Here is a 21,730-nt window from a genome sequence, read left to right on the forward strand (position 1 = left end):
GAGTATGGCAACTTGATTTGCTAGAATCTACAGGAGTATTCAAGGAGAAGTTCCGTGACCGATACGTCCATCACGCAGATCCGCAAGGGTCCGCCCAAACTGTCCGACGCCGTGCAGCGCATTCCGCTTGGCGCGCCCGCGCACGCGATGAGCGACGCCTTCCAGATCGTCGACAGCCTGTCGACCCTGGCCCAGACCGGCGAAGCCATCACCATCTATCCGCCGGGCGCGGACTATGTGATGGCGCGCATCGGCGCCGTCGATCCGGACCGCCGCTCCTTCATCCTCGAGCTGCTTGATGACTGCGTTCTCGCCGAGGGCAAGGCGGTCTTCGTCGCCGCCATGGGCGGCAATGCCAAGATCCAGTTCGAGCTCGACGCCAACTGGAGCATCGTGCCGGGCGGCGGCCAGTCCGTCGAGCTGCCGCTGCCGGAAAGCTGCCTGGTCCTGAACCGCCGCGCCGAAGCCCGCCTGGAAAGCCCGCTGGGCGGCAGCTACGGCGCCCGCTTCACTTACCTGGGCAAGGTGTTCGAACTGCCGCTGTACGACTTCTCGAGCGGCGGCGTAGGCCTGCGCGCGACGCTCGACCAGGGCTACGAACTGTATGTCGGCCAGAAGCTGGAGGGCGTGGAGCTGGAACTGGGCCCGTCGCTGGCGATCACGGCCGATCTCGAGATCCGCCTGCTGCGCCCCTTCCGCACCTTCCTGCTGGGCGAGCAGGTGCAGATCGGGTGCAGGATTTCGAACATCACCATGCAGATGAAGCAGCGCCTGGAGCGGGCGGTGAGCAAGGTGCAGATGAAGCGGTGATTTTTTGCCGGATGGCAAAACTTCACCGTGGTTCCCGCCTTCGCGGGGACGACGGTAGACGCCGCGGTCCAAAATCAGGTGGTAACACTCTGCGCCCAAGCCAGCGCACTCAAATGGGCCTTGTTCACATCCAGCGGACTGATCTCCAGCGACGCCGCCATCGACGCCACCAGGTTCGAATTCAGCTCGCAGGCCTCGGCCAGCGCCAGGTAGGGTCCATACACGCCGCCACGCGTCAGCAGCGCGCGCACCACCTCGTCCGGCAGCTGGATGGTGTCCAGCACTTCCTTCATCGGCAGGCCCAGCAGGCGGTCCAGCAGCGAGAACATGCCGGCCACGAACAGGTATTCGCTTTCCGCGCGCGGCAGGAATTTCTGGCCCAGCAGCTCGCACAAGCGGGCGCGCACCACGGCGGTTTCCATCAGCACCGGCGAGTAGCCGCTCGAGCTGGCGGTGGCCAGCAGCAGCACCAGCCAGCGGTACAGCGGCGCATAGCCCAGCATGGCGATGGCCTGGCGCAGCGACTCGACCTGGCGGCCGGCGCCGAAGCCGGCGGAGTTGATGAAGCGCAGCAGCTTGTAGATCAGGGCCGGGTCGCGCTTGAGCACGGCCTCGATCTTCGGCACGTCCTCGTTGTTCTGCACCATCTGCATCAGCTGCAGGATGATGGCCTGGGCCGGGTTCATGCCCTTCACATTGCCGCCCTCGCGCGGGGTCAGGTGCAGCTTGCCGACGAAGGCGTCCAGGCCCAGCGCCGCGCAGGCGTCGAAGTCGGCCCAGGTGGCGACCGGGCGGCCCACCATGCGCAGGGTCGACTGCTTGACGGTGGCGTAGGTGCGGGCCTGCGTCGCCACGTCGGCGCCGCTGAAGCGCACTTCGGCGTAGGAAGCGATGATCGACAGGTTGCGGCCCAGCAGGTCGAGGTTGGCGCCGCGCAGCGAGATGCCGACGCCGCCGGCGCGCAGGGCCTGCACGGCGGCGCGGGTGTCGACGTTGGCGAGGTCGCGCACGCTCAGGGACAGCACGGTGCGCTCCGGTGGCAGCGCGTGCAGGGCGTCGGTCGACAGCATGGCCGGCACGGCGTCGAGGAACAGCAGTTTCTCGCGCAGCAGCCAGCCGTTTTCCTCGTCGACCAGCTGCTCGGCGACGAAGCCGACCAGCGACTCGAGATCGTCGGCGCCCACTTCCCTTCCGCTCTGCTGCTGCCAGCAGAGTTCGTAACCAATTACGCGTTGCTTGGGGTCAAGCAAAGGTTCACGGACGATGAAGTTGGTTTGATGCATTATTGATAAGCGCCGAGGTGAAACAGGGCGATGCGCCGTCCGCTGGCGCACCGGGATGTGAAGCTTAGAAGCCGAGGCTGTCGAGCAGGTCGTCGACCTGGCCCTGGTCGGCGACGACTTCGGCGTTGCCTTCCGGTTTGATCTGCGGGCCGTTGAGCAGGCTGTTGTCGAACTCGCGCTTGACCTCGGCCGGCGCGAAATCGACCAGCACCTGCACCAGCTGCTTTTCGAGGTTCTGGGCGATGCCGGTGATGCGCTTGATCACCTGGCCGGTCAGGTCCTGGAAGTCCTGGGCCATCATGATGTCCATCAGGTGGCCCTTGGTGGCGCTGGCGGCGCTGCGCGATCCGGCCAGGCTGGCGACGGTCTTCTCGGCCATTGCGCGCCATTCCGCGCTGCCCTCGCCGCTGTCCAGCAGCGACTGCCACGAACGGCCGAGCTCCACGGCCGAGGCGTCGATGCCGTCCTGCAGGGGACCTGCGGCGTCGGTGGCGTCCAGCACGCGCTTGGCAGCCTGTTCCGACAGGCGCGCCACGTAATCGAGACGGTCGCGCGCATCCGGGATGTCGCTGGCGGCCTTTTCGATCAGCTTGTCCAGGCCCAGTCCGCGCAGGTTCTCGTGCAGCGCGCGGGTCATGTGCCCGATCCGGCTCAGGACCTCGTCGTGCGAGCCCGAATCGGCCGTCTGCTCAGTCATTTCAGGCCTTTCCCATCTTTTCGAAAATCTTGTTCAGCTTTTCGTCCAGCGTCGCCGCGGTGAAAGGCTTCACCACGTAACCGTTGGCGCCGGCCTGGGCGGCCGCGATGATGTTTTCCTTCTTGGCTTCGGCGGTCACCATCAGCACCGGCAGGCTGGCCAGGGCGGGGTCGGCGCGGATGTTCTGCAGCATGGTCAGGCCGTCCATGTTCGGCATGTTCCAGTCCGACACCACGAAGTCGAACTGCTCGCTACGCAGCTTGGCCAGTCCCTGGACGCCGTCTTCGGCTTCGTCAACGTTGGCGTAACCCAGTTCCTTCAGCAGATTCTTCACGATGCGCCGCATCGTCGAAAAATCGTCAACAACTAAAAAACGCATCTTTGGATCAGCCATGAAATACTCCGTTGTTACTTTATCTGTATGTGTTGGTTGGACTTCGACACTGCGAAAGCAGGCCTAAGCATAGCATTTTTGTTGCTCTACGGCGATAAAACCGAGGGTTAAGACGCTCGCGCGGATCAAACACGCAACGCCCGGCCGCCCTGGGCGGCCAGCTGGCCCAGCACCATGCCCGGCAGGGCTGCCAGGGCCCCCACTTCATGGGCGGCACCGATGGCGATCGCCTCGCGCGGCATGCCGAACACGACACAGGAAGCCTCGTCCTGGGCGAAGTTGTAGGCGCCGGCCTGCTTCATTTCCAGCATGCCCTGGGCGCCGTCCTTGCCCATGCCGGTCAGGATCACCCCGACCGCATTCTTGCCCGCCGCCAGGGCGGCCGAACGGAACAGCACGTCCACCGAAGGCCGGTGGCGGTTCACCGGTTCGGTCTGCTCGATTTTGGTCATGTAGTTCGCGCCCGAACGAGACAGCAGCAAATGGGAGTGGCCCGGCGCAATATAAGCGTGGCCGGGCAGCACGCGCTCGTTGCCCTGGGCTTCGCTGACGCTGATGCGGCACAGCGAGTCCAGGCGCTTGGCGAAGGAGCTGGTGAAACCTTCCGGCATGTGCTGGGCGATCAGGATGCCCGGGCAGTCGGACGGCATCTGCATCAGGAATTCGCGGATCGCCTCGGTGCCGCCGGTGGAGGCGCCGATGATGATCAGTTTTTCCGACGAGGTCAGGGGGCTGCGCAGCTGCGGCAGCGGCGCGCCCTGGCTCGGTGCATGCAGGGTGCGCGGCTTGATGCGGGCGCGCGCGGCGCCGCGGATCTTGTCGGTGATGAGTTCCGTGTACTCGCGCATCCCGGCCTGGATCGAGATCTTCGGCTTGGTGACGAAGTCCACCGCGCCCAGCTCCAGCGCGCGCATGGTGATCTCGGAACCGCGCTCGGTCAGCGAGGACACCATCAGCACCGGCATCGGGCGCAGGCGCATCAGCTTTTCGAGGAAGTCGAGGCCGTCCATCTTCGGCATCTCGACGTCGAGCGTGAGGACGTCGGGATTGACCCGCTTGATCAGTTCGCGCGCGACCAGCGGATCGGGGGCCACCCCGACCACTTCCATGTCGGGCTGGGAATTGACGATCTCGGTCATCACGCTGCGGATCAGGGCCGAGTCGTCGACGATCGCCACCTTGATCTTGTTCGTGGAATTCATGTGGGGCCCTTTCGTCAGAACAGGTCGATATCGCCGCCGACCGGCGCGACCTTGAGGCGGCTGGCGTAATCGAGCTCGCGCTTCGCCAGCGTATCGTTATGGGTTTGCATCAGCTTCTTGACCAGCACCTTGCCGGTGCGCGGGAAGAAGTACACCTTGCGCGGGTAGATGTCGTTCAGGTCTTCGGCCAGCACCGGGATCCGTTCGGTCTTCAGGAACTGCATCACGAAGGAGGCGTTGCGCTCGCCCACGTTCATGGCCGAGAAGCCGCGCAGCACGGCGCCGCCGCCGAAGACCTTGGCTTCCAGGTGCTCGCGGCGGGCGCCCGCCTTCAGCAGGTCGTTGATCAGCACTTCCATCGCATAGCTCCCGTAGCGCATCGAGGCCGACACCGGGTTGCCGGGATCGCCGCCGTCCGGCAGCATGAAGTGGTTCATGCCGCCCAGCCCCCTGACGCGGTCGCGGATGCAGGCCGAGACGCAGGAGCCGAGCACCGTCACGATCAGCATGTCCTTCCCGGTGTAGTAGTACTCGCCGGGCAGGATCTTGGCAGCGTCGCAGTCGAAGGTGCGGTCGTAATAGACGTTGGTGGCGAATTGGCTGTTCGTATCCATGATAGGTACCGGAGTGTAGCGACGGTCAGCCGTGGCTCAGTTCATACACCGTCTTGCCGCGCAGGCGCAGCGAGTCGGACACATACAGGAAGTTCTCGGAGTGCCCGGCGAACAGCAGGGCGTCCGGCTTCATCAGGGGCACGAAGCGCGACAGGATCTTGCGCTGGGTGGCCTTGTCGAAGTAGATCATCACGTTGCGGCAGAAGATCGCGTCGAACGGTCCCTTCAGGTCCCAGCCGTCGGCCAGCAGGTTGAGCGGGCGGAAGCTGACCAGCTGGCGCAGCTCGGGGCGCACCCGCACCAGGCCCTCCTGGGCGCCCTTCCCTTTCAGGAAGAAGCGGCGCAGGCGCGCGGTCTCGAGCTTCTCGACCCGTTCGATCGGATAGACGCCGGCGCCGGCGGTGGCCAGCACGTTGGTGTCGATGTCGGTGGCGATGATCGACACCGGCGGCGTGAGCGTGTCGAAGGCCTCGCACAGGGTCATCGCGATCGAGTACGGTTCTTCGCCGGTGGAGCTGGCCGAGCACCAGATCGTCAGCGGCCCGGCATGCCGGCGGCGCGCCTTGAGCGCGTGCTCGGCCAGCAGCGGGAAGTGATGGGCCTCGCGGAAGAACGAGGTCAGGTTGGTGGTCAGCGCATTCGTGAAGGCTTCCCACTCGTGCGGCATCCTTCCGGCTTCGAGGCCGTCGAGATAGCGCGAGAAGGACTCGATGCCGGTTGCGCGCAGGCGGCGCGCAAGCCGGCTGTAGACCATCTCCTGCTTGCTGTCGGCCAGCGAAATGCCGGCGCGCTGGTAGATCAGGCCGCGCACGCGCTCGAAGTCGGCGCGTGTGAACTCGAATTCCTTGCCTGTTTCCTGCTTGGTATGAAGCGGCACGTTATTACCTTTGGATCTGTAAAGACGAAGCTATCCCTGCGCCGCGAATCCGGTACCCTGTCGTACTCAGGCTGCCATCTTGTCGATCAGGCCCATTTCGCTGGACGACATCAGGCGGTCGATGTCGATCAGGATCAGCATGCGCTCGTCGACGGTGCCGAGGCCCATCAGGTAGTCGGAATTGAAGGCGGTGCCCATTTCCGGCGCCGGCTTGATCTGCTCCGGCATCAGGGTGGTGACGTCCGACACGCTGTCCACGACCATGCCCATGATGCGGCCGCCGATGTTCAGGATGATCACGACGGTGAACTGGTCGTAGGTCGGGGTGCCAAGGTTGAACTTGATGCGCATGTCCACCACCGGAATGATGATGCCACGCAGGTTGATCACGCCCTTGATGAATTCGGGGGCGTTGGCGATGCGGGTCACGGCTTCGTAGCCGCGGATCTCCTGCACTTTCAGGATGTCGATGCCGTACTCCTCGGAGCCGAGGGTGAAGGCGAGATATTCGCTGCCGCTGCCGTCGCGAGCGTCGGCCGGTTTGGTGGTCGGTTGAGTGGACATGTCGGTTCCTAGGTTCAGAGAGTTTTTATAAAACGACGGTATCGTCCGTCAGCTGACGCGACGAGCGCAGCAGCGCCGCCACGTCCAGGATCAGCGCCACGCCGCCATCGCCGAGGATGGTGGCGCCGGAGATCCCGGCCACCTTGCGGTAGTTGGATTCGAGGTTCTTCACCACGACCTGCTGCTGGCCGACCAGTTCGTCGACGAACAGCGCGGCCTTGCGGCCTTCGGTCTCGAGGATCACCAGGATGCCTTCGGCAGGATCGGTGAAGCAGGGCGCGATGTTGAACATCTGGTGCAGCGGAACCAGCGGCAGGTATTCGCCGCGCACCTTGACCACCCTGCCCTGGCCGGCGATCTCCTTGACGTCGCTTCGTGCCGGCTGCAGGGACTCGACCACGAAGCCGAGCGGCAGGATGTAGATCTCGTCGCCGCAGCGGATCGACATGCCGTCCAGGATCGCCAGCGTCAGCGGCAGCGAGATCAGGATGGTGGTGCCGAAGCCCTTGGCCGAGCGGATGTCGATGGTGCCGCCCATCTGGGTGATGTTGCGCTTGACGACGTCCATGCCGACGCCGCGGCCGGAGACGTCGGTGACGATTTCGGCGGTCGAGAAGCCCGGCGCGAAGATCAGCTGCCAGACGTCGGCGTCCGTSATGTTCTCCGACACCGCCAGGCCGTTCTCCCTGGCCTTGGCCAGGATCCGCTCGCGATTCAGGCCGCCGCCGTCGTCGGCCACCTCGATCACGATATTGCCGCCCTGGTGGGCGGCGGACAGGAACAGGCGGCCCGACTCCGATTTGCCGGCGGCCACGCGGGCGGCCGGCATCTCGATGCCGTGGTCGATCGAGTTGCGCACCAGGTGGGTCAGCGGATCGACGATGCGCTCGATCAGGCCCTTGTCCAGCTCCGTGGCGGCGCCGTTGGTGATGAAGTCGACCTTCTTGCCCAGCTTGGATGCGAGGTCGCGCACCATGCGCGGGAAGCGCGAGAACACGAAGTCCATCGGCATCATGCGGATCGACATCACCGCTTCCTGCAGGTCGCGGGTATTGCGGGTCAGCTGCGACACCGAAGCGAGCAGGCGCTGGTGGATCATCGGATCGAGGCCGTCGCTCCGCTGCTCGATCATGGCCTGGGTGATCACCAGTTCGCCGACCAGGTTGATCAGCTGGTCGACCTTCTCGATCGAGACGCGGATCGAGCTCGATTCGGCGTGCGCGTGGGCGGCGTCGGCGGCCTTCTTGGCGGCCTTCTTCTCCGAGGCCACCTCGATCGCTTCGAGCGCTTCCTGGCGGATCTGCACGGCAGGCAGGGGCGTCGCTTCGGCGACGATGCCGGCTTCGAGGCGGATCTGTTCGATCGGCTGGAAGAAGCCGTAGCCGCGCTCGTCGTCGGACTGCTCGACCTGCGGCGCATCGACCGGATCGGAGGGATCGAAGAAACCGTAGCCCTGCTCGTCCTCGATGCGGGCGCGTTCAAGGGCTTCGATGGCGCGCTGCTCCGGCGTCAGCGGCGGGGCCTCGAAGATCTTCAGGTCCTCGGGATTCAGCACGAACGAGCAGATCGCGACGATGTCGTCGAGCGATTCGTGGGTCATGATGATCAGGGCGCTGCGGCCGCCGGCCAGCGGCGTCACCGAGACGCGGCCCAGCAGGCCGAGTTCGTCGACCAGGGCGTCGACGTCGCGCTTGGGAATCTCCGGCAGCTCGATCTTGTAGCGGTGCGCGCCTTCGCGCACTTCCTGCTTCTGCTCGGCGTGCAGGAATGACGGCACGGTCGGCTGATGGCTCGGCACGATGACGCCTTCGGACAGCTCGTGCAGCATCATGCGCACGTTGGCGACGGCTTCCTGGTCGACGAAGGCGCCGTTGCGGTGGCCGTCGAGCTGCATCTTGAGGATGTCCTTGGCGGCCAGGAAGGCGTCGAGGTGCTGGCTCGTGAGCGCCATCTCGCCCTTGCGGATGCGGTCCAGCAGCGACTCCAGCACGTGGGTCACTTCGCTCATGTCGTTCAGGCCGAAGGTCGAGGCCCCGCCCTTGATCGAGTGAGCGGTGCGAAAGATCGCATTCAGGTCTTCCGCGTCCGGCGCGGCGATATCGACGGCCAGCAGCAGACGCTCCTTCTCGGCGAGGAGTTCTTCCGCCTCGTCGAAAAAGACCTGGTAGAACTGGCTGATGTCGATGGTCATGATTGTCRCTTATCGCTTGTCGCTGATCGGCTTAGCCGATGACTTTCTTGACCACCTCGATCAGGCGCTGCGGATCGAAGGGCTTGACCAGCCAGCCGTTGGCGCCGGCGGCGCGCCCCTTCGATTTCATCTCGTCCGACGATTCGGTGGTGAGCATCAGGATCGGCACCTTCTGGTAGGTCGGCAGCGCGCGCAGCGACTTGATCAGCGTGAGGCCGTCCATCTTCGGCATGTTCTGGTCGGTCAGGACCAGGTCCACGGTCTGCTGCTTCGCCTTCTCCAGGCCATCCTGGCCGTCGACAGCCTCCACCACCTGGTAGCCGGCGGCCTTCAGGCTGAACGCCACCATCTGGCGCAGGGAACTGGAATCGTCAACCGCAAGAATCGTTTTTGCCATTTTCTGTGTGCTCCTCGGGGGGGAAGGGGTCAGAGCCCGGTTCTTCTTTTAAAGGGGCTCTGACCCCGAATTTCATAGTTATCGTTCGTTTAGCCAGATACGGTCAGAACAGCTCGACGTCGCCACTCTCCAAATGCCGCTGCTCCACCGACTTCCTCAACATGCTGCGCAGCTCGAGCGACTGGATCGCCAGCGCCATGCTGACCTTGCCAAGGCGCTCGACGATTTCCTCGCTGTGGCTGTCGGGCGCGATGTCGGCGCCGTGCTCGCCGAGCGTGGTCAGGAATTCGCGCAGGCCGGACACACGGCGCAGCGTGCGGTCGAGCAGCTGGCTGGTCATGTCCTGGAACTGCATGCTGGTGATCGCCGAGTTCACGTGCTGGCCGATCTCGCCCGACATGCCGGTCAGCTTCTCGCTTTCCTCGGCCGACGGGGCTTCGCCGGCCAGCAGGCGGTTGATGCTCTGCTGGCGCGCGTCGACCGCCTGGTGGATCGCCATGAAGCTGGAAGTGAGCTTGTCGACGGCTTCCTCGAGCAGCAGCGTGGTCTGCACCAGGTCGGTCTCGACCTCGTTCAGGTGGCGCCGGCCGTGGTCGGACACGCCCGACAGCAGGCGCTTCACGTGTGACCCTAAAATCTTTTTTCTTGTCATTGAGTCCTCCAGTACACTCCGCGCCTTACTTCGCCGCCTGTTCCGGAGCCGCCATGGGACTGCGCCCCGCTGCCGCTGGCGCGTCAGGCCGCCGCTCGACGGGTGTCGCCATCCCGACACCCGTCGCCTGTGCCACCGCTTTCACGGCGCCGTCGGCGTCGTCCGGAACATCGAGCGAATTGCCGCCGTTGCCGCCGTTGCGCAGCACCGATTCCTCGGTGCGCTTGTTCATCACCAGGATGCTGATGCGGCGGTTGACCGGATTGAACGGATCTTTCGGATCGAGGTGGTTGGCGGCCGCCAGGCCGACCACGCGCAGCACCTTGGACTCGGCCAGGCCGCCGCGCACCAGTTCGCGGCGCGAGGCATTGGCACGGTCGGCCGACAGTTCCCAGTTGCTGTAGCCCGACTCGGTCTGGTAGGGCGTGGAATCGGTATGGCCCGACAGGCTGAGGCGGTTGGGTACGTCGTTCAGCACCAGCGCCAGCACGTCGAGGATGTCGCGGGTGTAGGGCTGCAGCTCGGCCTTGGCGCTCTCGAACATCGGGCGGTTCTTCTCGTCCACGATCTGGATGCGCAGGCCTTCGCTGGTGACGTCGAGCAGCAGCTGGTTCTTGTACTTCTTCAGGACCGGATTGGCGTCGATGGTCGCCTGGATGCGTTCCTTCAGCTTCTGCAGCTTGGCCGCTTCCTCGTGTTCCAGCGCGGCGCGCGCGGCCTTCAGGTCGTAGGTCTTCTTGTCGGCTTCGACCTCGCCCTTCTTGACCTGGCCGTTACGGCGCGTCAGGTCCTGGCCGCCGCCGCGCAGGATCGAAGCGCTGTCGCCGCTGCCCGAGCCGCCCTGCATGGCGACCTTCAGCGGGGTCTTGAAGTAGTTGGCGATGCCTTCCATGTCGCCCTTGGTGGTCGAGCCGAGCAGCCACATGAGCAGGAAGAAGGCCATCATCGCCGTCACGAAGTCGGCGTAGGCGATCTTCCAGGCGCCGCCGTGGTGTCCGTGGCCGCCCTTCTTGATCTTCTTGACGATGATTGGCCGCTGGCCTTCGTCTGCCATTACTTGCTCTTCGCTTTCTTGATGTGGTCTTCGAGCTCCGCGAAGGTCGGACGCTCGGTCGAGTACAGGACCTTGCGGCCGAATTCAACCGCCAGCGCCGGCGCATAGCCATTCAGGCTGGCCAGCAGGGTCACCTTCACGGTCTGGAACATCTTGGTCGACTCCTCCAGTTTCTGTTCCAGCAGGCTGGCCAGCGGACCGACGAAGCCGTAGGCCAGCAGGATGCCGAGGAAGGTGCCGACCAGCGCGTGCGCGATCAGCATGCCCAGCTCCGCCGGCGGCGCGCCGACCGATTCCATGGTGTGCACCACGCCCATCACCGCGGCCACGATACCGAAAGCCGGCAGGCCGTCGCCGAGCTTGGCGATGCACTGGGCCGGGACGTGGCCCTCATGATGGTGGGTCTCGATCTCGTTGTCCATCAGGTTCTCGATCTGGAAGGCATCCATGTTGCCGGAAACCATCAGACGCAGGTAATCGGTGATGAATTCGACGATATGGTGGTCGGCCAGCACCATCGGATACTTCGAGAACACCGGGCTCTGCTCCGGGGTCTCGATGTCGCCTTCGATCGACATCAGGCCTTCCTTGCGGACCTTGGACAGCACGTCGAACATCAGCGACATCAGCTCCATGTACATCTCGCGCGTGTACTTCGAGCCCTTGAACAGGGTCGGGATCGCTTTCATGGTGGCCTTCACGGCCTTCGGGGTATTCCCGACGAAGAAAGCGCCGAGAGCGGCGCCGGCGATCATCAGCACTTCGAGCGGCTGCATGAGCGCAGCCACATGGCCGCCGCTCAGGACGAAACCGCCAATCACGGACGCGACGACTATGACGTAACCAACAATGACAAACACGGGACTCCCGATCTGTGAAGCCGGGGACGTGCCCGGTTGAAATATTTACGCAGGGAACTAGATTAGCTTGAGAATGAACTACGGGCAAGTAAAAGTGCCGGGAATGTGGCTCAAAAGTGCCAAATGTAAAGAATTTTCCTGCTATCGCAAGTTACAAGGCGCTGCTCGGGCTCGCGCCCGGCAATAGTAAATTCGTAACTGATAAGTACACTGCCGGGACGCATCTCGGCCGCGGCCTTGCGCCACAGGGCGTCCATGGCAGCCGGCGACAGGTAGGCGAAGACCACGTCGAAATTGCCGAAATTGAGGTTTTCGTAATCGCCGCGCAGGAAACGCGCCCGGCTTCCCGCCAGCCTGGCGCGCAGGCTGCTGGCCAGCCAGGGCAAGGGCGCAAGCTCGATGCCAGTGACTTCGCAGTCGGGACGGCGGCGCGCCAGCTCCAGCACCAGGCCGCCGAGGCCGCTGCCGATGTCGACGATCCGCAGCGGCCGGTCGGCCGGCAACTGCGCGGCAACCGCATCCCAGACCCGGCGTCCGGACGGGTAGTACGGCACCTGGGTGCGAAAGGTCGACCAATATAGAAGGAGCAGGAACAGGAACACGGCCAGGAAGGCCGCCGGCGGCAGGGCCAGGGCGTCGGCGCCCTGCCGCGCCAGCAGCAGGGCTGGCGGAAACAGGAACTGGATGGCGCGCCACCAGCTCGCCAGCCCGGCGCGCCAGGACAGCAGCGCCGCCCAGGCGCCCTGGACCATGGTCACGCCGAACAGGGACAGCGGCATGCCGGCGCGCGCCAGCAGCCACACCGTGGCCAGCATCAGGGGGAAGGCAAGGATTTGCAGCAGCAGCGCGCGGATGGCTGGGGCGCGCCGGATCCGGCGCGAGGCGGCGGCGCTCACCGGGAGAAACGGATCAGGCGGCGGCGAGCGCGGCGGCGTCCTTGGCCTTGCGGGTCTTGCCGGCGCGCGAAGGCATGTGGCACAGGCCGCACTGGTAGTCGTTATTCAGGTCGAGCGCATTGACCACGTACTTGCCCTTGCATTTCGAGCAAGGCGCCAGCACCAGCATGCCACCCTGGAAGAAGCGCACCAGGGTCCAGGCGCGGGTCAACGACAGCAGCGGCTCTTCGCCCGGCTCCGGCGGCATCTGTTCCAGGTAGAGCTTGTAGGCCTTCATCACGGCATGGACGCCGGTGGCGTTGGCGTGCTCGACCAGGAACTTGTAGATATTGATGTACAGCGAGGAGTGGATGTTCGGCTGCCAGGTCAGGAACCAGTCGGTCGAGAACGGCAGCATGCCCTTCGGCGGCGACACGCCCTTCAGTTCCTTGTACAGCTTGAGCAGGCGCTCGCGCGACAGCGAGACTTCGCTTTCCAGCAGTTGCAGGCGGGCGCCGAGCTGGATCAGTTCGATGGCCAGCTGGATTTCCTGGGCTTCCGAGACTACGCTTTTTTTGCTCATGACTTACTCACTCCTGGTGGCTTCAAATCGGGGTCAGAGCCCCAAAAAAGCAAGTTCGGGCTCTGACCCCAGCGCTAACTCTGCTCTGACCCCAGCGCTAACTCTGCTCTGACCCCAGCGCTAACTCTGCTCTGACCGCAGCGCTAACTCTGCTCTGACTCCAGCGCCAACTCTGCTCTACCCCGGTGCTAACCAGGCAGCGGGGGGCCGGGCAGCGGGGAGGTTTAGGCGATTTCTTCTGCAGGCTGGCCGGCCATCAGGATGGCGGCGTGCGACTGCGCCAGGGCGCGGTCCTTGCTGTGGCTGGTGAGCATCGACAGGATGGCGGTGTCGTCGAAGCGGAAGCGGGCCAGCATCATGTTGCCGCCGGCGAGCTTCAGGATCTGGGCGTTGCTCATGCCTTCGATCAGGTCGGCGATGTCGGCCGAGATCCCGAGGCGGAAAATTGCGGTGACCTTGTCGGCGCGAATCATCTGCTGGGCGAGCATCAGGTAGCTCAGGTTARCATCACGAATTTCAGCCATCATGTCGTTCGCAGTCATTTCCATCTCTCCGGTGTGTTCTATCTGGTCGGCGGTTTGTGTTGCCGTTGAGATAGATTCTGACTGTGAGGAAACTTTTAGTGTATTGGAGAGTGTCTGTATTTTTCGTCCGGCAAAGACGAAGACGACCCGTAGGAGTTTGTCTGACAAACCCTCCCGGATCGGGGTCGCGCCCCTATGAAGACGGGCGGATGTAGATGTTCAATAAATCGGCCTTCTCGGGCCAGTCGACGCCGAGAAGAATCTGCGTCTGTGTTGGTTAACGTCAACCGTTTCGGGAACTTTAGGGTCGAATCAAAATATTTTTCGACTTTTTTACTGCCTCAAGTCCCTCTACAGACCGTTATCGGATGGCTTTTCGAGAACTTTAGACTTTTTCGCAAAAAAGTTTTCGATCGAATCGCGGGCATCTGGATGGGTTATCGGACGGGTTTCGGGGAACTTTAGGGTTCTCGCGAAAATTTTTTTGATCATGCATTTCTTGCTACACTGCCGGCTTCGCGCATTCATTCCTATATACGCATGCCCGCACCTACACTCTGGGATATCAGCCCGACGATCTCGGCCGGCATCCCGGTCTGGCCCGGCGACACCCCTTTCGAGGCCAGCCCCACCTGGGAAATCCGGGATGGCTGCCCGGTCCATGTCAGCCGCATGACCATGACCACCCACCTCGGCGCCCACACCGACGCGCCATCCCATTACGATCCGACGGGCCGCAGCATCGACGCCGTCGAACTCACGCCTTATCTCGGCCCTTGCCGGGTCATCCACTGCGTCGGCGTCAAGACGGTGAGGCCGGAGGACATCGAAGCCCGGCTCGACGGCACGCCTCCCCGGGTGCTGCTGCGTACCTACGCCAGCGCGCCCCGGCAGGCCTGGGACCCGGCCTTCCCGGCCATCGCCCCCGAGACCATCGCCCTGCTGGCCGCCAGGGGCGTGGTCCTGGTCGGCACCGACGCCGCCTCGCTCGACCCGCAGGACTCGAAAACCCTGGACGCCCACCACGCGGTGCGCCGCCACGGCCTGGCGATCCTCGAAGGCGTGGTGCTGGACGAGGTGCCGCCCGGCGACTATGAACTGATCGCCCTGCCCCTGAAACTGGCCGGCATGGATGCCAGCCCGGTACGCGCGATCCTGCGCGCCCTGCCCGCCACGGAGTACGCATGAACACTAAAGTATCGATATCCTCGCGCACCGATTGCGCCGCCCTCGACGCCCAGGATCCGCTGGCGCGGCTGCGCGACCGCTTCGAACTGCCCGACGGCGTGATCTACCTGGACGGTAATTCGCTGGGTGCCCGTCCGCGCGCATCCCTGGCCCGCGTCCACGAGGTGGTGGCCCTGGAATGGGGCCAGGACCTGATCAAGAGCTGGAACACCGCCGGCTGGTTCGACCTGCCCAAGCGCCTCGGCGACCGCCTCGCCCCGCTCATCGGCGCGCATGCCGGCGAAGTCGTGGTCACCGACACCACCTCGCTGAACCTGTTCAAGGCGCTGGCCGCCGCGCTGGAGATCCAGCGCCGGAAAGCGCCGGAACGCAAGCTCATCGTCACCGAGCGCAGCAACTTCCCGACCGACATCTATATGGCGGACGGCCTCGCGCGCTGGCTCGACCGCGGCTATTCGATCCGCCTGGTGGACAGCGTGGAAGAGATCGCGGCCGCGGTGGACGCCGACTGCGCGGTCCTGATGCTGACCCACGTGAACTACCGCACCGGCTGGCAGCACGACATGGCGGCCTTGACCCGGCACGCCCACGAAGCCGGCGCGCTGGCGGTCTGGGACCTGGCCCACTCGGCCGGCGCGGTCCCGCTCGACCTGCACGGCGCCGGGGCCGATTTTGCGGTCGGCTGCACGTATAAATACCTGAACGGCGGCCCCGGGGCCCCGGCCTTCATCTGGCTGCCGCAGCGCCACCAGGCGGCCTTCAGCCATCCGCTGACCGGCTGGTGGAGCCATGCGGCGCCATTCGCGATGTCGCACGGCTTCACGGCGGCGGACGGCATCGGCCGCGCCCTGTGCGGCACCCAGCCGGTGACCTCGCTGGCCATGGTCGAGTGCGGACTGGAGATCTTCGAAGAGACCGACATGCAGGCCATCCGCGCCAAGTCGCTGGCCCTGACCGACCTCTTCATTGCCCTGGTCGAAGCGCGCTGCGCACAACACCCGCTCGGCCTGGTGACCCCGCGCGAGCATGCGCGCCGCGGCAGCCAGGTCAGCTTCACCCACCCGCAAGGCTATGCGGTGATGCAGGCCCTGATCGAACGCGGCGTGATCGGCGACTACCGCGAGCCGGAGATCATGCGCTTCGGCTTCACGCCGCTGTACACGCGCTACGCCGACGTCTGGGATGCGGTCGAGATCCTGCGCGACATCCTCGACAACGAGAGCTACGACGCCCATGCGGCGCGCGGCGCGGTGACCTGAAGGAGCCGACATGGACGATCAAAAGAAAGCCGAGTGGCATGGCGCGAAAATGGACTTCAAGGAGTCCATGAGCTACGGCGACTACCTGGGCCTGAACCAGATCCTGAGCGCCCAGCACCCGCTGTCGCCGAACCACAACGAGATGCTGTTCATCATCCAGCACCAGACCAGCGAGCTGTGGATCAAACTGATGCTGCACGAACTGCAGGCGGTGCGCGAACAGATCCGCAAGGATGAACTGCCGCCGGCCTTCAAGATGCTGGCCCGGGTGGCGCGCATCATGGACCAGCTGGTGCATGCCTGGGACGTGCTGGCCACCATGACCCCGCCCGAGTACAGCGCGATCCGCCCCTACCTGGGCGCGTCGAGCGGCTTCCAGTCCTTCCAGTACCGCGAACTGGAATTCATCCTCGGGAACAAGAACGCCAGCATGCTGGCGGTGCACCAGGTCATGCCCGAGCACCACGCCCTGCTCGAACGCGAGCTGCACGCGCCCTCGATCTACGACGAGGCGGTGCGGCTGCTGGCGCGTTCGGGCCTGCCGGTCTCGCAGGCGCGCCTGGATGTCGATCCGACCCAGCCGACCGTCCACGACGACTCGGCGCTGGCGGCCTGGCTCGAGGTCTACCGCGACCCCGAACACCACTGGGCCCTGTACGAGCTGGCCGAGAAGCTGGTCGACATGGAGACCGCCTTCCGCACCTGGCGCTTCCGCCACGTGTCGACGGTGGAGCGCATCATCGGCTTCAAGACCGGCACCGGCGGCACCGCCGGCGTCAGCTACCTGCGCAAGATGCTCGACGTGGTATTGTTCCCGGAACTGTTTGCACTGAGGACCGCCTTATGAAATGCGACATCCTGATCGTGGCCGGCCTCTGGAACTCGGGCCCGCAGCACTGGCAGACCCACTGGGAAGGCAAGTACTCGAAATGGGAACGGGTCGCCCACCGCGACTGGAACAACCCGCAACGCGATGAGTGGGTGGCGGAGCTGGATGCCGCGATCGCGGCCTGCGAAGGCCGGCCCATCCTGGTCGCCCACAGCCTGGGCTGCATGCTGGTGGCGCAGTGGGCGCAATGGGCCTGCCTCCAGGCCGGCTCGCCGCTGAAGATCGCCGGCGCCTTCCTGGTGGCGCCCAGCGACGTCGAAGCGCCCTCCTATCCGGCCGCCGCGAACGGCTTCACGCCGATCCCGATGCAGGCGCTGCCCTTCCCTTCGATGGTCGTGGCCAGCACCAACGACGAATACCTGCACATCGAACGCGCGCGCGCCTTTGCCGGCGCCTGGGGCAGCAGGCTGGTGGAGATCGGCGACGCGGGACACATCAACGGCGCCAGCGGCTACGGGCCGTGGCCGGAGGGCGAGCGGATGCTGGAGGACTTCTGCTCGACATTGCACCCCTGAGCGCCGCCCCGGCCGTGAAGGCCGGGCTGGACAAGCCGTTTTCGCTTTACCTCGACCTGGTCCGCATCCTGGCCGCCTGCGCGGTCGTGATGGCCCACTTCGGCTATTTCCGTATCTTCGACGACTACCAGATCGCCCATGTCGCCGACCTCGGGCGCGAAGCCGTGATCGCCTTCTTCGTGCTGTCCGGCTTCGTGWTCGCCTACAGCGCCGAGCAGCGCAACCCCTCGCTGGGCGACTACGTCAGGGCCCGCTGTGCGCGCCTGTATTCGGTGGTACTGCCGATGCTGGCGCTGGCCTTCGGCCTGGCGGCGCTGGCCATCAAGCTGCTCCACCTGCCGGTAAACGGCGCCTACCAGCTGCACAAGCCCTGGCTCTACATCCCCTTCCACCTGCTGTTCCTGGGCGAGCTGTGGAGCTTCGTCGAGGTGCCGCCCTGGCTGGTGCCCTACTGGTCGCTGAACTACGAAGCCTGGTACTACGTGCTGTTCGGCGCGATGCACTACCTGAAGGGGCACCGGCGCCTGCTGGGCCTGGCCGTGCTTGCCCTGATGGGCCCCAGGCTGTGGCTGCTGCTGCCGCTGTGGCTGTCCGGGGTCTTCCTGTACCGCTGGCAGAAGACGCAGGTCATCCCGCGCGGTATCGCCCGCGCCGGCTGGGCCGTCACGCTGCTGCTGGCGGCCCTGTGGACCTGGTACGACCCGGAACAGCGGCTACGGCTGGTGGCGCGCGCCGCCTGGCCCTTCCCCGGCATCCGCATGGGCAGCGCCGACCGCGTACTGTCCGACTATCTGGTGGCGATCCTGGTACTGGCGAATTTCGCCTGCGCACGCCACGCCGGCTTCACCCGGCTGCTGGGCGCCGCACGGACCATCCGCTTCGTGTCGGCGCACACCTTCACGCTCTACCTCTCGCACAGCCTGGTGATCTGCGCCTGCCAGGCGCTGCTCACCTTCCGGCGCGGCGATCCGGCCGTGCTGCTGGGGCTCGCGCTGGCGATCGCGGCGACGGCGGCCGTGCTGCAGCCGCTGACCGACGCGCTGCAGCGCCGCCTCCGAAAGTAAAAAAAGGCCGGGCATCGCTGCACCGGCCGTTTTACAGGGAAGCTGATTCGCTTACTTCGCGGTCGCCAGCAGCATCTCGTTCAGGCGCTTCACGAAAGCCGCCGGATCGCTCAGGGTGCCGCCCTCGGCCAGCATGGCCTGGTCGAACAGGATGTTAGCCCAGTCGCCGAAGCGCGCCTGGTCCGCATCTTCGTACTTCAGGCGCGTCACCAGCGGGTGGTTCGGGTTGATCTCGAGGATGGGCTTCGACTCCGGCGCGTCCTGGCCGGCCGCCTTCAGCATGCGCACCAGGTTGGCCGACAGCTCGTGCTCGTCCGCCACCAGGCAGGCCGGCGAGTCGGTCAGGCGGAACGTCACGCGCACGTCCTTGGCCTTATCCGCCAGCGCGCCCTTCATCTTCTCGACCAGGTCCTTGTACTGGGTCTCGGTCTCTTCGTGTTCCTTCTTCTCGGCCTCGTCTTCCAGCTTGCCCAGGTCCAGGCCGCCCTTGGCGACCGACACCAGTTCCTTGCCGTCGAAGTCGTTCAGGAAGGACAGCATCCACTCGTCGACGCGGTCGGTCAGCAGCAGCACTTCCACGCCCTTCTTGCGGAAGATCTCCAGGTGCGGGCTGTTCTTCGCCGCGGTGTAGCTGTCGGCGGTGACGTAGTAGATCTTCTCCTGGCCTTCCTTCATGCGCGACACGTAGTCGGCAAAGGACACGGTCTGCTCGCTGGAGTCGGTATTGGTCGAGGCGAAGCGCAGCAGCTTGGCGATGCGGTCCTTGTTGGTGGCGTCCTCGCCGATGCCCTCCTTCAGCACCTGGCCGAACTCCTTCCAGAAGGTCGCGTATTTATCCTTGCCTTCCTGCTCGTCCGAATTCGCCATCTCTTCCAGCATGCCCAGCACGCGCTTGGTCGAGCCTTCGCGGATCACGCGCACGTCGCGCGACTCCTGCAGGATTTCGCGCGAGACGTTCAGCGGCAGGTCGTTCGAGTCGATCACGCCCTTCACGAAGCGCAGGTAGACCGGCATCAGCTGCTCGGCGTCGTCCATGATGAACACGCGCTTGACGTACAGCTTGATGCCGCCGCGCTTGTTGCGGTCCCACAGGTCGAAGGGCGCGTGGCTCGGCACGTACAGCAGCTGGGTGTATTCGCTGCGGCCTTCGACGCGGTTGTGGGTGTATGCCAGCGGCGCCTGGAAGTCGTGCGAGATGTGCTTGTAGAACTCCTCGTACTGCTCCTTGGTGATGTCCGACTTCGAGCGGGCCCACAGCGCCGAGGCCTGGTTCACGGTCTCGAATTCGTCCTTGACGACGGTTTCCTTCTTCTCTTCGTCCCACTCTTCCTTCTTCATCACGATCGGCAGGGAGATGTGGTCCGAGTACTTGCGGATGATGGACTTCAGCTTCCACGACGACAGCAGCTCGTCCTCGCCTTCGCGCAGGTGCAGGATGATGTCGGTGCCGCGGCTGGTCTTCTCGATCGCTTCGATCGTGTAGTCGCCTTCGCCGGTCGACTCCCAGCGCACCGCCTCGGAAGCCGGGCTGCCTGCGCGGCGGGTCTCGACGGTGACGCGGTCGGCCACGATGAAGGCCGAGTAGAAGCCCACGCCGAACTGGCCGATCAGGGCGGCGTCCGCCTGCTGGTCGCCGGACAGCTTGCTGAAGAATTCCTTGGTGCCCGACTTGGCGATGGTGCCCAGGTGAGAGATCACCTCGTCACGGCTCATGCCGATGCCGTTGTCCGAGATCGTGATGGTTTTCGCTTCCTTGTCGAACAAGACCTTGATCTTCAGTTCGTGATCGTTGCCGTACAGGGCATCGTTGTTGATCGCCTCGAAGCGCAGCTTGTCGGCGGCGTCGGAGGCGTTCGAGATCAGTTCGCGCAAGAAGATTTCCTTGTTCGAATACAAGGAGTGAATCATCAGTTGCAGCAGCTGTTTTACTTCTGCTTGGAAGCCAAGGGTTTCTTTTTCGGCAACAGCCATCTTATGTCCTCGTTATGTTCAGGGGTTAAACAGACCGGGACGATATTGGGATACGAATAAGGATTTCAAGAGTCATTTTTAAAGAGAAAGATTTGGCGGCAAGAAGCGAGATGCGGGCGGCATGCCTTACCGCCTACGGTTGTTATGCACTACGCATAGAGCGCGCCTGACTGCGAAAAACCTCGCTGTTGGATATCTTTTTCTCGACTTCGTACGACAGTCGTCATACCGTATCGAAAATTCCGAAAATATTTTGGCCTGACGATGTCGAAACCGGGCCGCATGCTTCGTCGTAGTGATAGCAGGCCCCAAAACAACCGGATAAGGAGATCCATCATGCAAGAACAGGTACGTGCCATCCCCGAAGGCTTCCACACCGTCACGCCCCACCTCGTGTGCGCCGGCGCGGCCGCGGCGCTGGAGTTCTACAAGAAAGCCTTCGGCGCCACCGAGATCGGCCGCATGCCCGGCCCCGGCGGCAAGATCATGCACGCCGAGATCCGCATCGGCGACTCGCGCGTCATGCTGGCCGACGACTTTCCCGACTGGGGCAGCAACGGTCCGCTGGCCCTGAAAGGCACCCCGGTCTTCATCCACCTGTACGTGAACGATGCCGACGCGACCTGGCAGCAGGCGGTGGCGGCCGGCGCCAAACCCGTCATGCCGATGGCAGACATGTTCTGGGGCGACCGCTACGGCCAGGTCGAAGACCCCTTCGGCCACCGCTGGTCGATCGCGACCCACAAGCGCGACATGACGCCCGAGCAGATGCAGGAAGAGATGCAGAAGGCGATGCAGCAGAGCCAGGGCTGCGGCGACCAGCAGGGAGCGCAGCAATGAAATTCATGGTGATCGTCAAGGCCAATGCCGACACCGAGGCCGGCGTCATGCCCACCCGGCAGCAGCTTGCCGAGATGGGCCAGTTCAACGAAGAACTGGTCAAGGCCGGCGTGCTGCTGGCCGGCGAAGGCCTGCACCCGACCAGCAGGGGCGCGCGCATCGTCTTCGACGGCGACAAGCGCACCGTGGTCGACGGTCCGTTCACCGAGTCCAAGGAGCTGATTGCCGGCTTCTGGATCATCGAGGTCAGCTCGAAGCAGGAAGCGATCGAGTGGATGCGGCGCTGCCCGAATCCCTACGGCGGGAAGCCGGGCAACATCGAGATCCGCCAGATCTTTTCTGCCGAGGATTTCGGCGACGCGCTCACACCCGAGCTGCGCGAACAGGAAGAGCGCCGGCGCGAGCAGGCCGCGGCGCGCTGAGGAGA

Annotated in this window: 24 protein-coding genes; 8 read left to right on the forward strand and 16 right to left on the reverse strand. The window is 64.5% G+C overall.

The window, feature by feature from the left end:
• Window positions 1–54 precede the first annotated feature (54 nt).
• The gene (locus tag AC1DIX_RS22190) at window positions 55–810 is read left to right on the forward strand and encodes a flagellar brake protein (RefSeq protein WP_477327489.1); all 756 of its coding nucleotides are present in this window, start codon (window positions 55–57) and stop codon (window positions 808–810) included.
• 74 nt (window positions 811–884) lie between these two features.
• Here AC1DIX_RS22190 and AC1DIX_RS22195 read toward each other — a convergent pair whose 3' ends face one another.
• The 15 genes from AC1DIX_RS22195 to flhD all read right to left on the reverse strand — a co-directional run bounded on the left by AC1DIX_RS22195 (window position 885) and on the right by flhD (window position 13,595).
• Window positions 885–2,093: an EAL and HDOD domain-containing protein gene (locus tag AC1DIX_RS22195; RefSeq protein ID WP_477327491.1), complete on the reverse strand. Its 1,209-nt coding sequence runs from the start codon at window positions 2,091–2,093 to the stop codon at window positions 885–887.
• Window positions 2,094–2,157: 64 nt separating this feature from the next.
• Entirely contained in the window at window positions 2,158–2,790 is a 633-nt protein-coding gene (gene cheZ / locus AC1DIX_RS22200; protein WP_477327493.1) for a protein phosphatase CheZ, read from the reverse strand.
• 1 nt (window position 2,791) lies between these two features.
• Window positions 2,792–3,184, reverse strand: a complete 393-nt coding sequence (cheY, locus tag AC1DIX_RS22205; protein WP_442124442.1) for a chemotaxis response regulator CheY — start codon at window positions 3,182–3,184, stop codon at window positions 2,792–2,794.
• A 125-nt stretch (window positions 3,185–3,309) separates the two neighbouring features.
• Window positions 3,310–4,386, reverse strand: coding sequence for a protein-glutamate methylesterase/protein-glutamine glutaminase (locus AC1DIX_RS22210; RefSeq protein WP_477327495.1), 1,077 nt, complete (start codon window positions 4,384–4,386; stop codon window positions 3,310–3,312).
• A 14-nt stretch (window positions 4,387–4,400) separates the two neighbouring features.
• Complete coding sequence (gene cheD / locus AC1DIX_RS22215) at window positions 4,401–5,000, reverse strand: chemoreceptor glutamine deamidase CheD (RefSeq protein WP_477254185.1); 600 nt, start codon at window positions 4,998–5,000, stop codon at window positions 4,401–4,403.
• Between the two features lie 25 nt (window positions 5,001–5,025).
• Complete coding sequence (locus AC1DIX_RS22220) at window positions 5,026–5,877, reverse strand: CheR family methyltransferase (RefSeq protein WP_442124445.1); 852 nt, start codon at window positions 5,875–5,877, stop codon at window positions 5,026–5,028.
• Window positions 5,878–5,943: 66 nt separating this feature from the next.
• Window positions 5,944–6,441: a chemotaxis protein CheW gene (locus AC1DIX_RS22225; protein ID WP_442124446.1), complete on the reverse strand. Its 498-nt coding sequence runs from the start codon at window positions 6,439–6,441 to the stop codon at window positions 5,944–5,946.
• A 25-nt stretch (window positions 6,442–6,466) separates the two neighbouring features.
• Entirely contained in the window at window positions 6,467–8,632 is a 2,166-nt protein-coding gene (gene cheA, locus AC1DIX_RS22230; protein ID WP_477327497.1) for a chemotaxis protein CheA, read from the reverse strand.
• 31 nt (window positions 8,633–8,663) lie between these two features.
• Window positions 8,664–9,029, reverse strand: coding sequence for a response regulator (locus tag AC1DIX_RS22235; RefSeq protein ID WP_477327499.1), 366 nt, complete (start codon window positions 9,027–9,029; stop codon window positions 8,664–8,666).
• Between the two features lie 103 nt (window positions 9,030–9,132).
• Window positions 9,133–9,681 (reverse strand): chemotaxis protein, encoded by a 549-nt coding sequence (locus tag AC1DIX_RS22240; RefSeq protein ID WP_477327501.1) that lies wholly within the window; start codon window positions 9,679–9,681, stop codon window positions 9,133–9,135.
• A 25-nt stretch (window positions 9,682–9,706) separates the two neighbouring features.
• The gene (gene motB, locus AC1DIX_RS22245) at window positions 9,707–10,735 is read right to left on the reverse strand and encodes a flagellar motor protein MotB (protein ID WP_477327503.1); all 1,029 of its coding nucleotides are present in this window, start codon (window positions 10,733–10,735) and stop codon (window positions 9,707–9,709) included.
• A complete protein-coding gene (gene motA, locus AC1DIX_RS22250; RefSeq protein ID WP_442124451.1) occupies window positions 10,735–11,595 on the reverse strand; it encodes a flagellar motor stator protein MotA in 861 nt (286 codons plus the stop codon). The genes motB and motA overlap by 1 nt, the downstream gene beginning before the upstream one ends.
• Window positions 11,596–11,705: 110 nt before the next feature.
• Window positions 11,706–12,491, reverse strand: coding sequence for a class I SAM-dependent methyltransferase (locus AC1DIX_RS22255; protein ID WP_477327505.1), 786 nt, complete (start codon window positions 12,489–12,491; stop codon window positions 11,706–11,708).
• 13 nt (window positions 12,492–12,504) lie between these two features.
• Window positions 12,505–13,053, reverse strand: coding sequence for a flagellar transcriptional regulator FlhC (gene flhC, locus AC1DIX_RS22260; RefSeq protein WP_442124453.1), 549 nt, complete (start codon window positions 13,051–13,053; stop codon window positions 12,505–12,507).
• A 224-nt stretch (window positions 13,054–13,277) separates the two neighbouring features.
• Window positions 13,278–13,595 (reverse strand): flagellar transcriptional regulator FlhD, encoded by a 318-nt coding sequence (gene flhD, locus AC1DIX_RS22265; RefSeq protein ID WP_477327507.1) that lies wholly within the window; start codon window positions 13,593–13,595, stop codon window positions 13,278–13,280.
• Window positions 13,596–14,117: 522 nt separating this feature from the next.
• On the opposite strand from flhD, the gene kynB reads away from it, so the two are divergent.
• Genes kynB through AC1DIX_RS22290 form a run of 5 tightly spaced genes read left to right on the forward strand, consistent with a single transcriptional unit; the run spans window position 14,118 to window position 18,492 of the window.
• Window positions 14,118–14,765 (forward strand): arylformamidase, encoded by a 648-nt coding sequence (gene kynB, locus AC1DIX_RS22270; protein WP_477327509.1) that lies wholly within the window; start codon window positions 14,118–14,120, stop codon window positions 14,763–14,765.
• A complete protein-coding gene (gene kynU, locus AC1DIX_RS22275; protein WP_477327511.1) occupies window positions 14,762–16,024 on the forward strand; it encodes a kynureninase in 1,263 nt (420 codons plus the stop codon). The genes kynB and kynU overlap by 4 nt, the downstream gene beginning before the upstream one ends.
• 10 nt (window positions 16,025–16,034) lie before the next feature.
• A complete protein-coding gene (gene kynA / locus AC1DIX_RS22280) occupies window positions 16,035–16,871 on the forward strand; it encodes a tryptophan 2,3-dioxygenase (RefSeq protein ID WP_477327513.1) in 837 nt (278 codons plus the stop codon).
• Complete coding sequence (locus tag AC1DIX_RS22285) at window positions 16,868–17,428, forward strand: RBBP9/YdeN family alpha/beta hydrolase (protein WP_477254196.1); 561 nt, start codon at window positions 16,868–16,870, stop codon at window positions 17,426–17,428. Before kynA ends, AC1DIX_RS22285 begins: the two co-directional genes overlap by 4 nt.
• Before the next feature lie 14 nt (window positions 17,429–17,442).
• A complete protein-coding gene (locus AC1DIX_RS22290) occupies window positions 17,443–18,492 on the forward strand; it encodes an acyltransferase family protein (protein WP_477327515.1) in 1,050 nt (349 codons plus the stop codon).
• A gap of 51 nt (window positions 18,493–18,543) precedes the next feature.
• On the opposite strand, the gene htpG is transcribed toward AC1DIX_RS22290, so the two are convergent.
• Window positions 18,544–20,463 carry a molecular chaperone HtpG gene (gene htpG / locus AC1DIX_RS22295; RefSeq protein WP_477327517.1) on the reverse strand — a complete coding sequence of 640 codons (1,920 nt, stop codon included), beginning with the start codon at window positions 20,461–20,463 and terminating at the stop codon, window positions 18,544–18,546.
• Window positions 20,464–20,799: 336 nt separating this feature from the next.
• On the opposite strand from htpG, the gene AC1DIX_RS22300 reads away from it, so the two are divergent.
• Complete coding sequence (locus AC1DIX_RS22300; RefSeq protein WP_442124460.1) at window positions 20,800–21,303, forward strand: VOC family protein; 504 nt, start codon at window positions 20,800–20,802, stop codon at window positions 21,301–21,303.
• Complete coding sequence (locus AC1DIX_RS22305) at window positions 21,300–21,725, forward strand: YciI family protein (RefSeq protein WP_442124461.1); 426 nt, start codon at window positions 21,300–21,302, stop codon at window positions 21,723–21,725. The genes AC1DIX_RS22300 and AC1DIX_RS22305 overlap by 4 nt, the downstream gene beginning before the upstream one ends.
• The last annotated feature ends 5 nt before the right edge of the window (window positions 21,726–21,730 follow it).

The sequence above is a fragment of the Massilia sp. 05N420 genome (genome assembly GCF_056397205.1).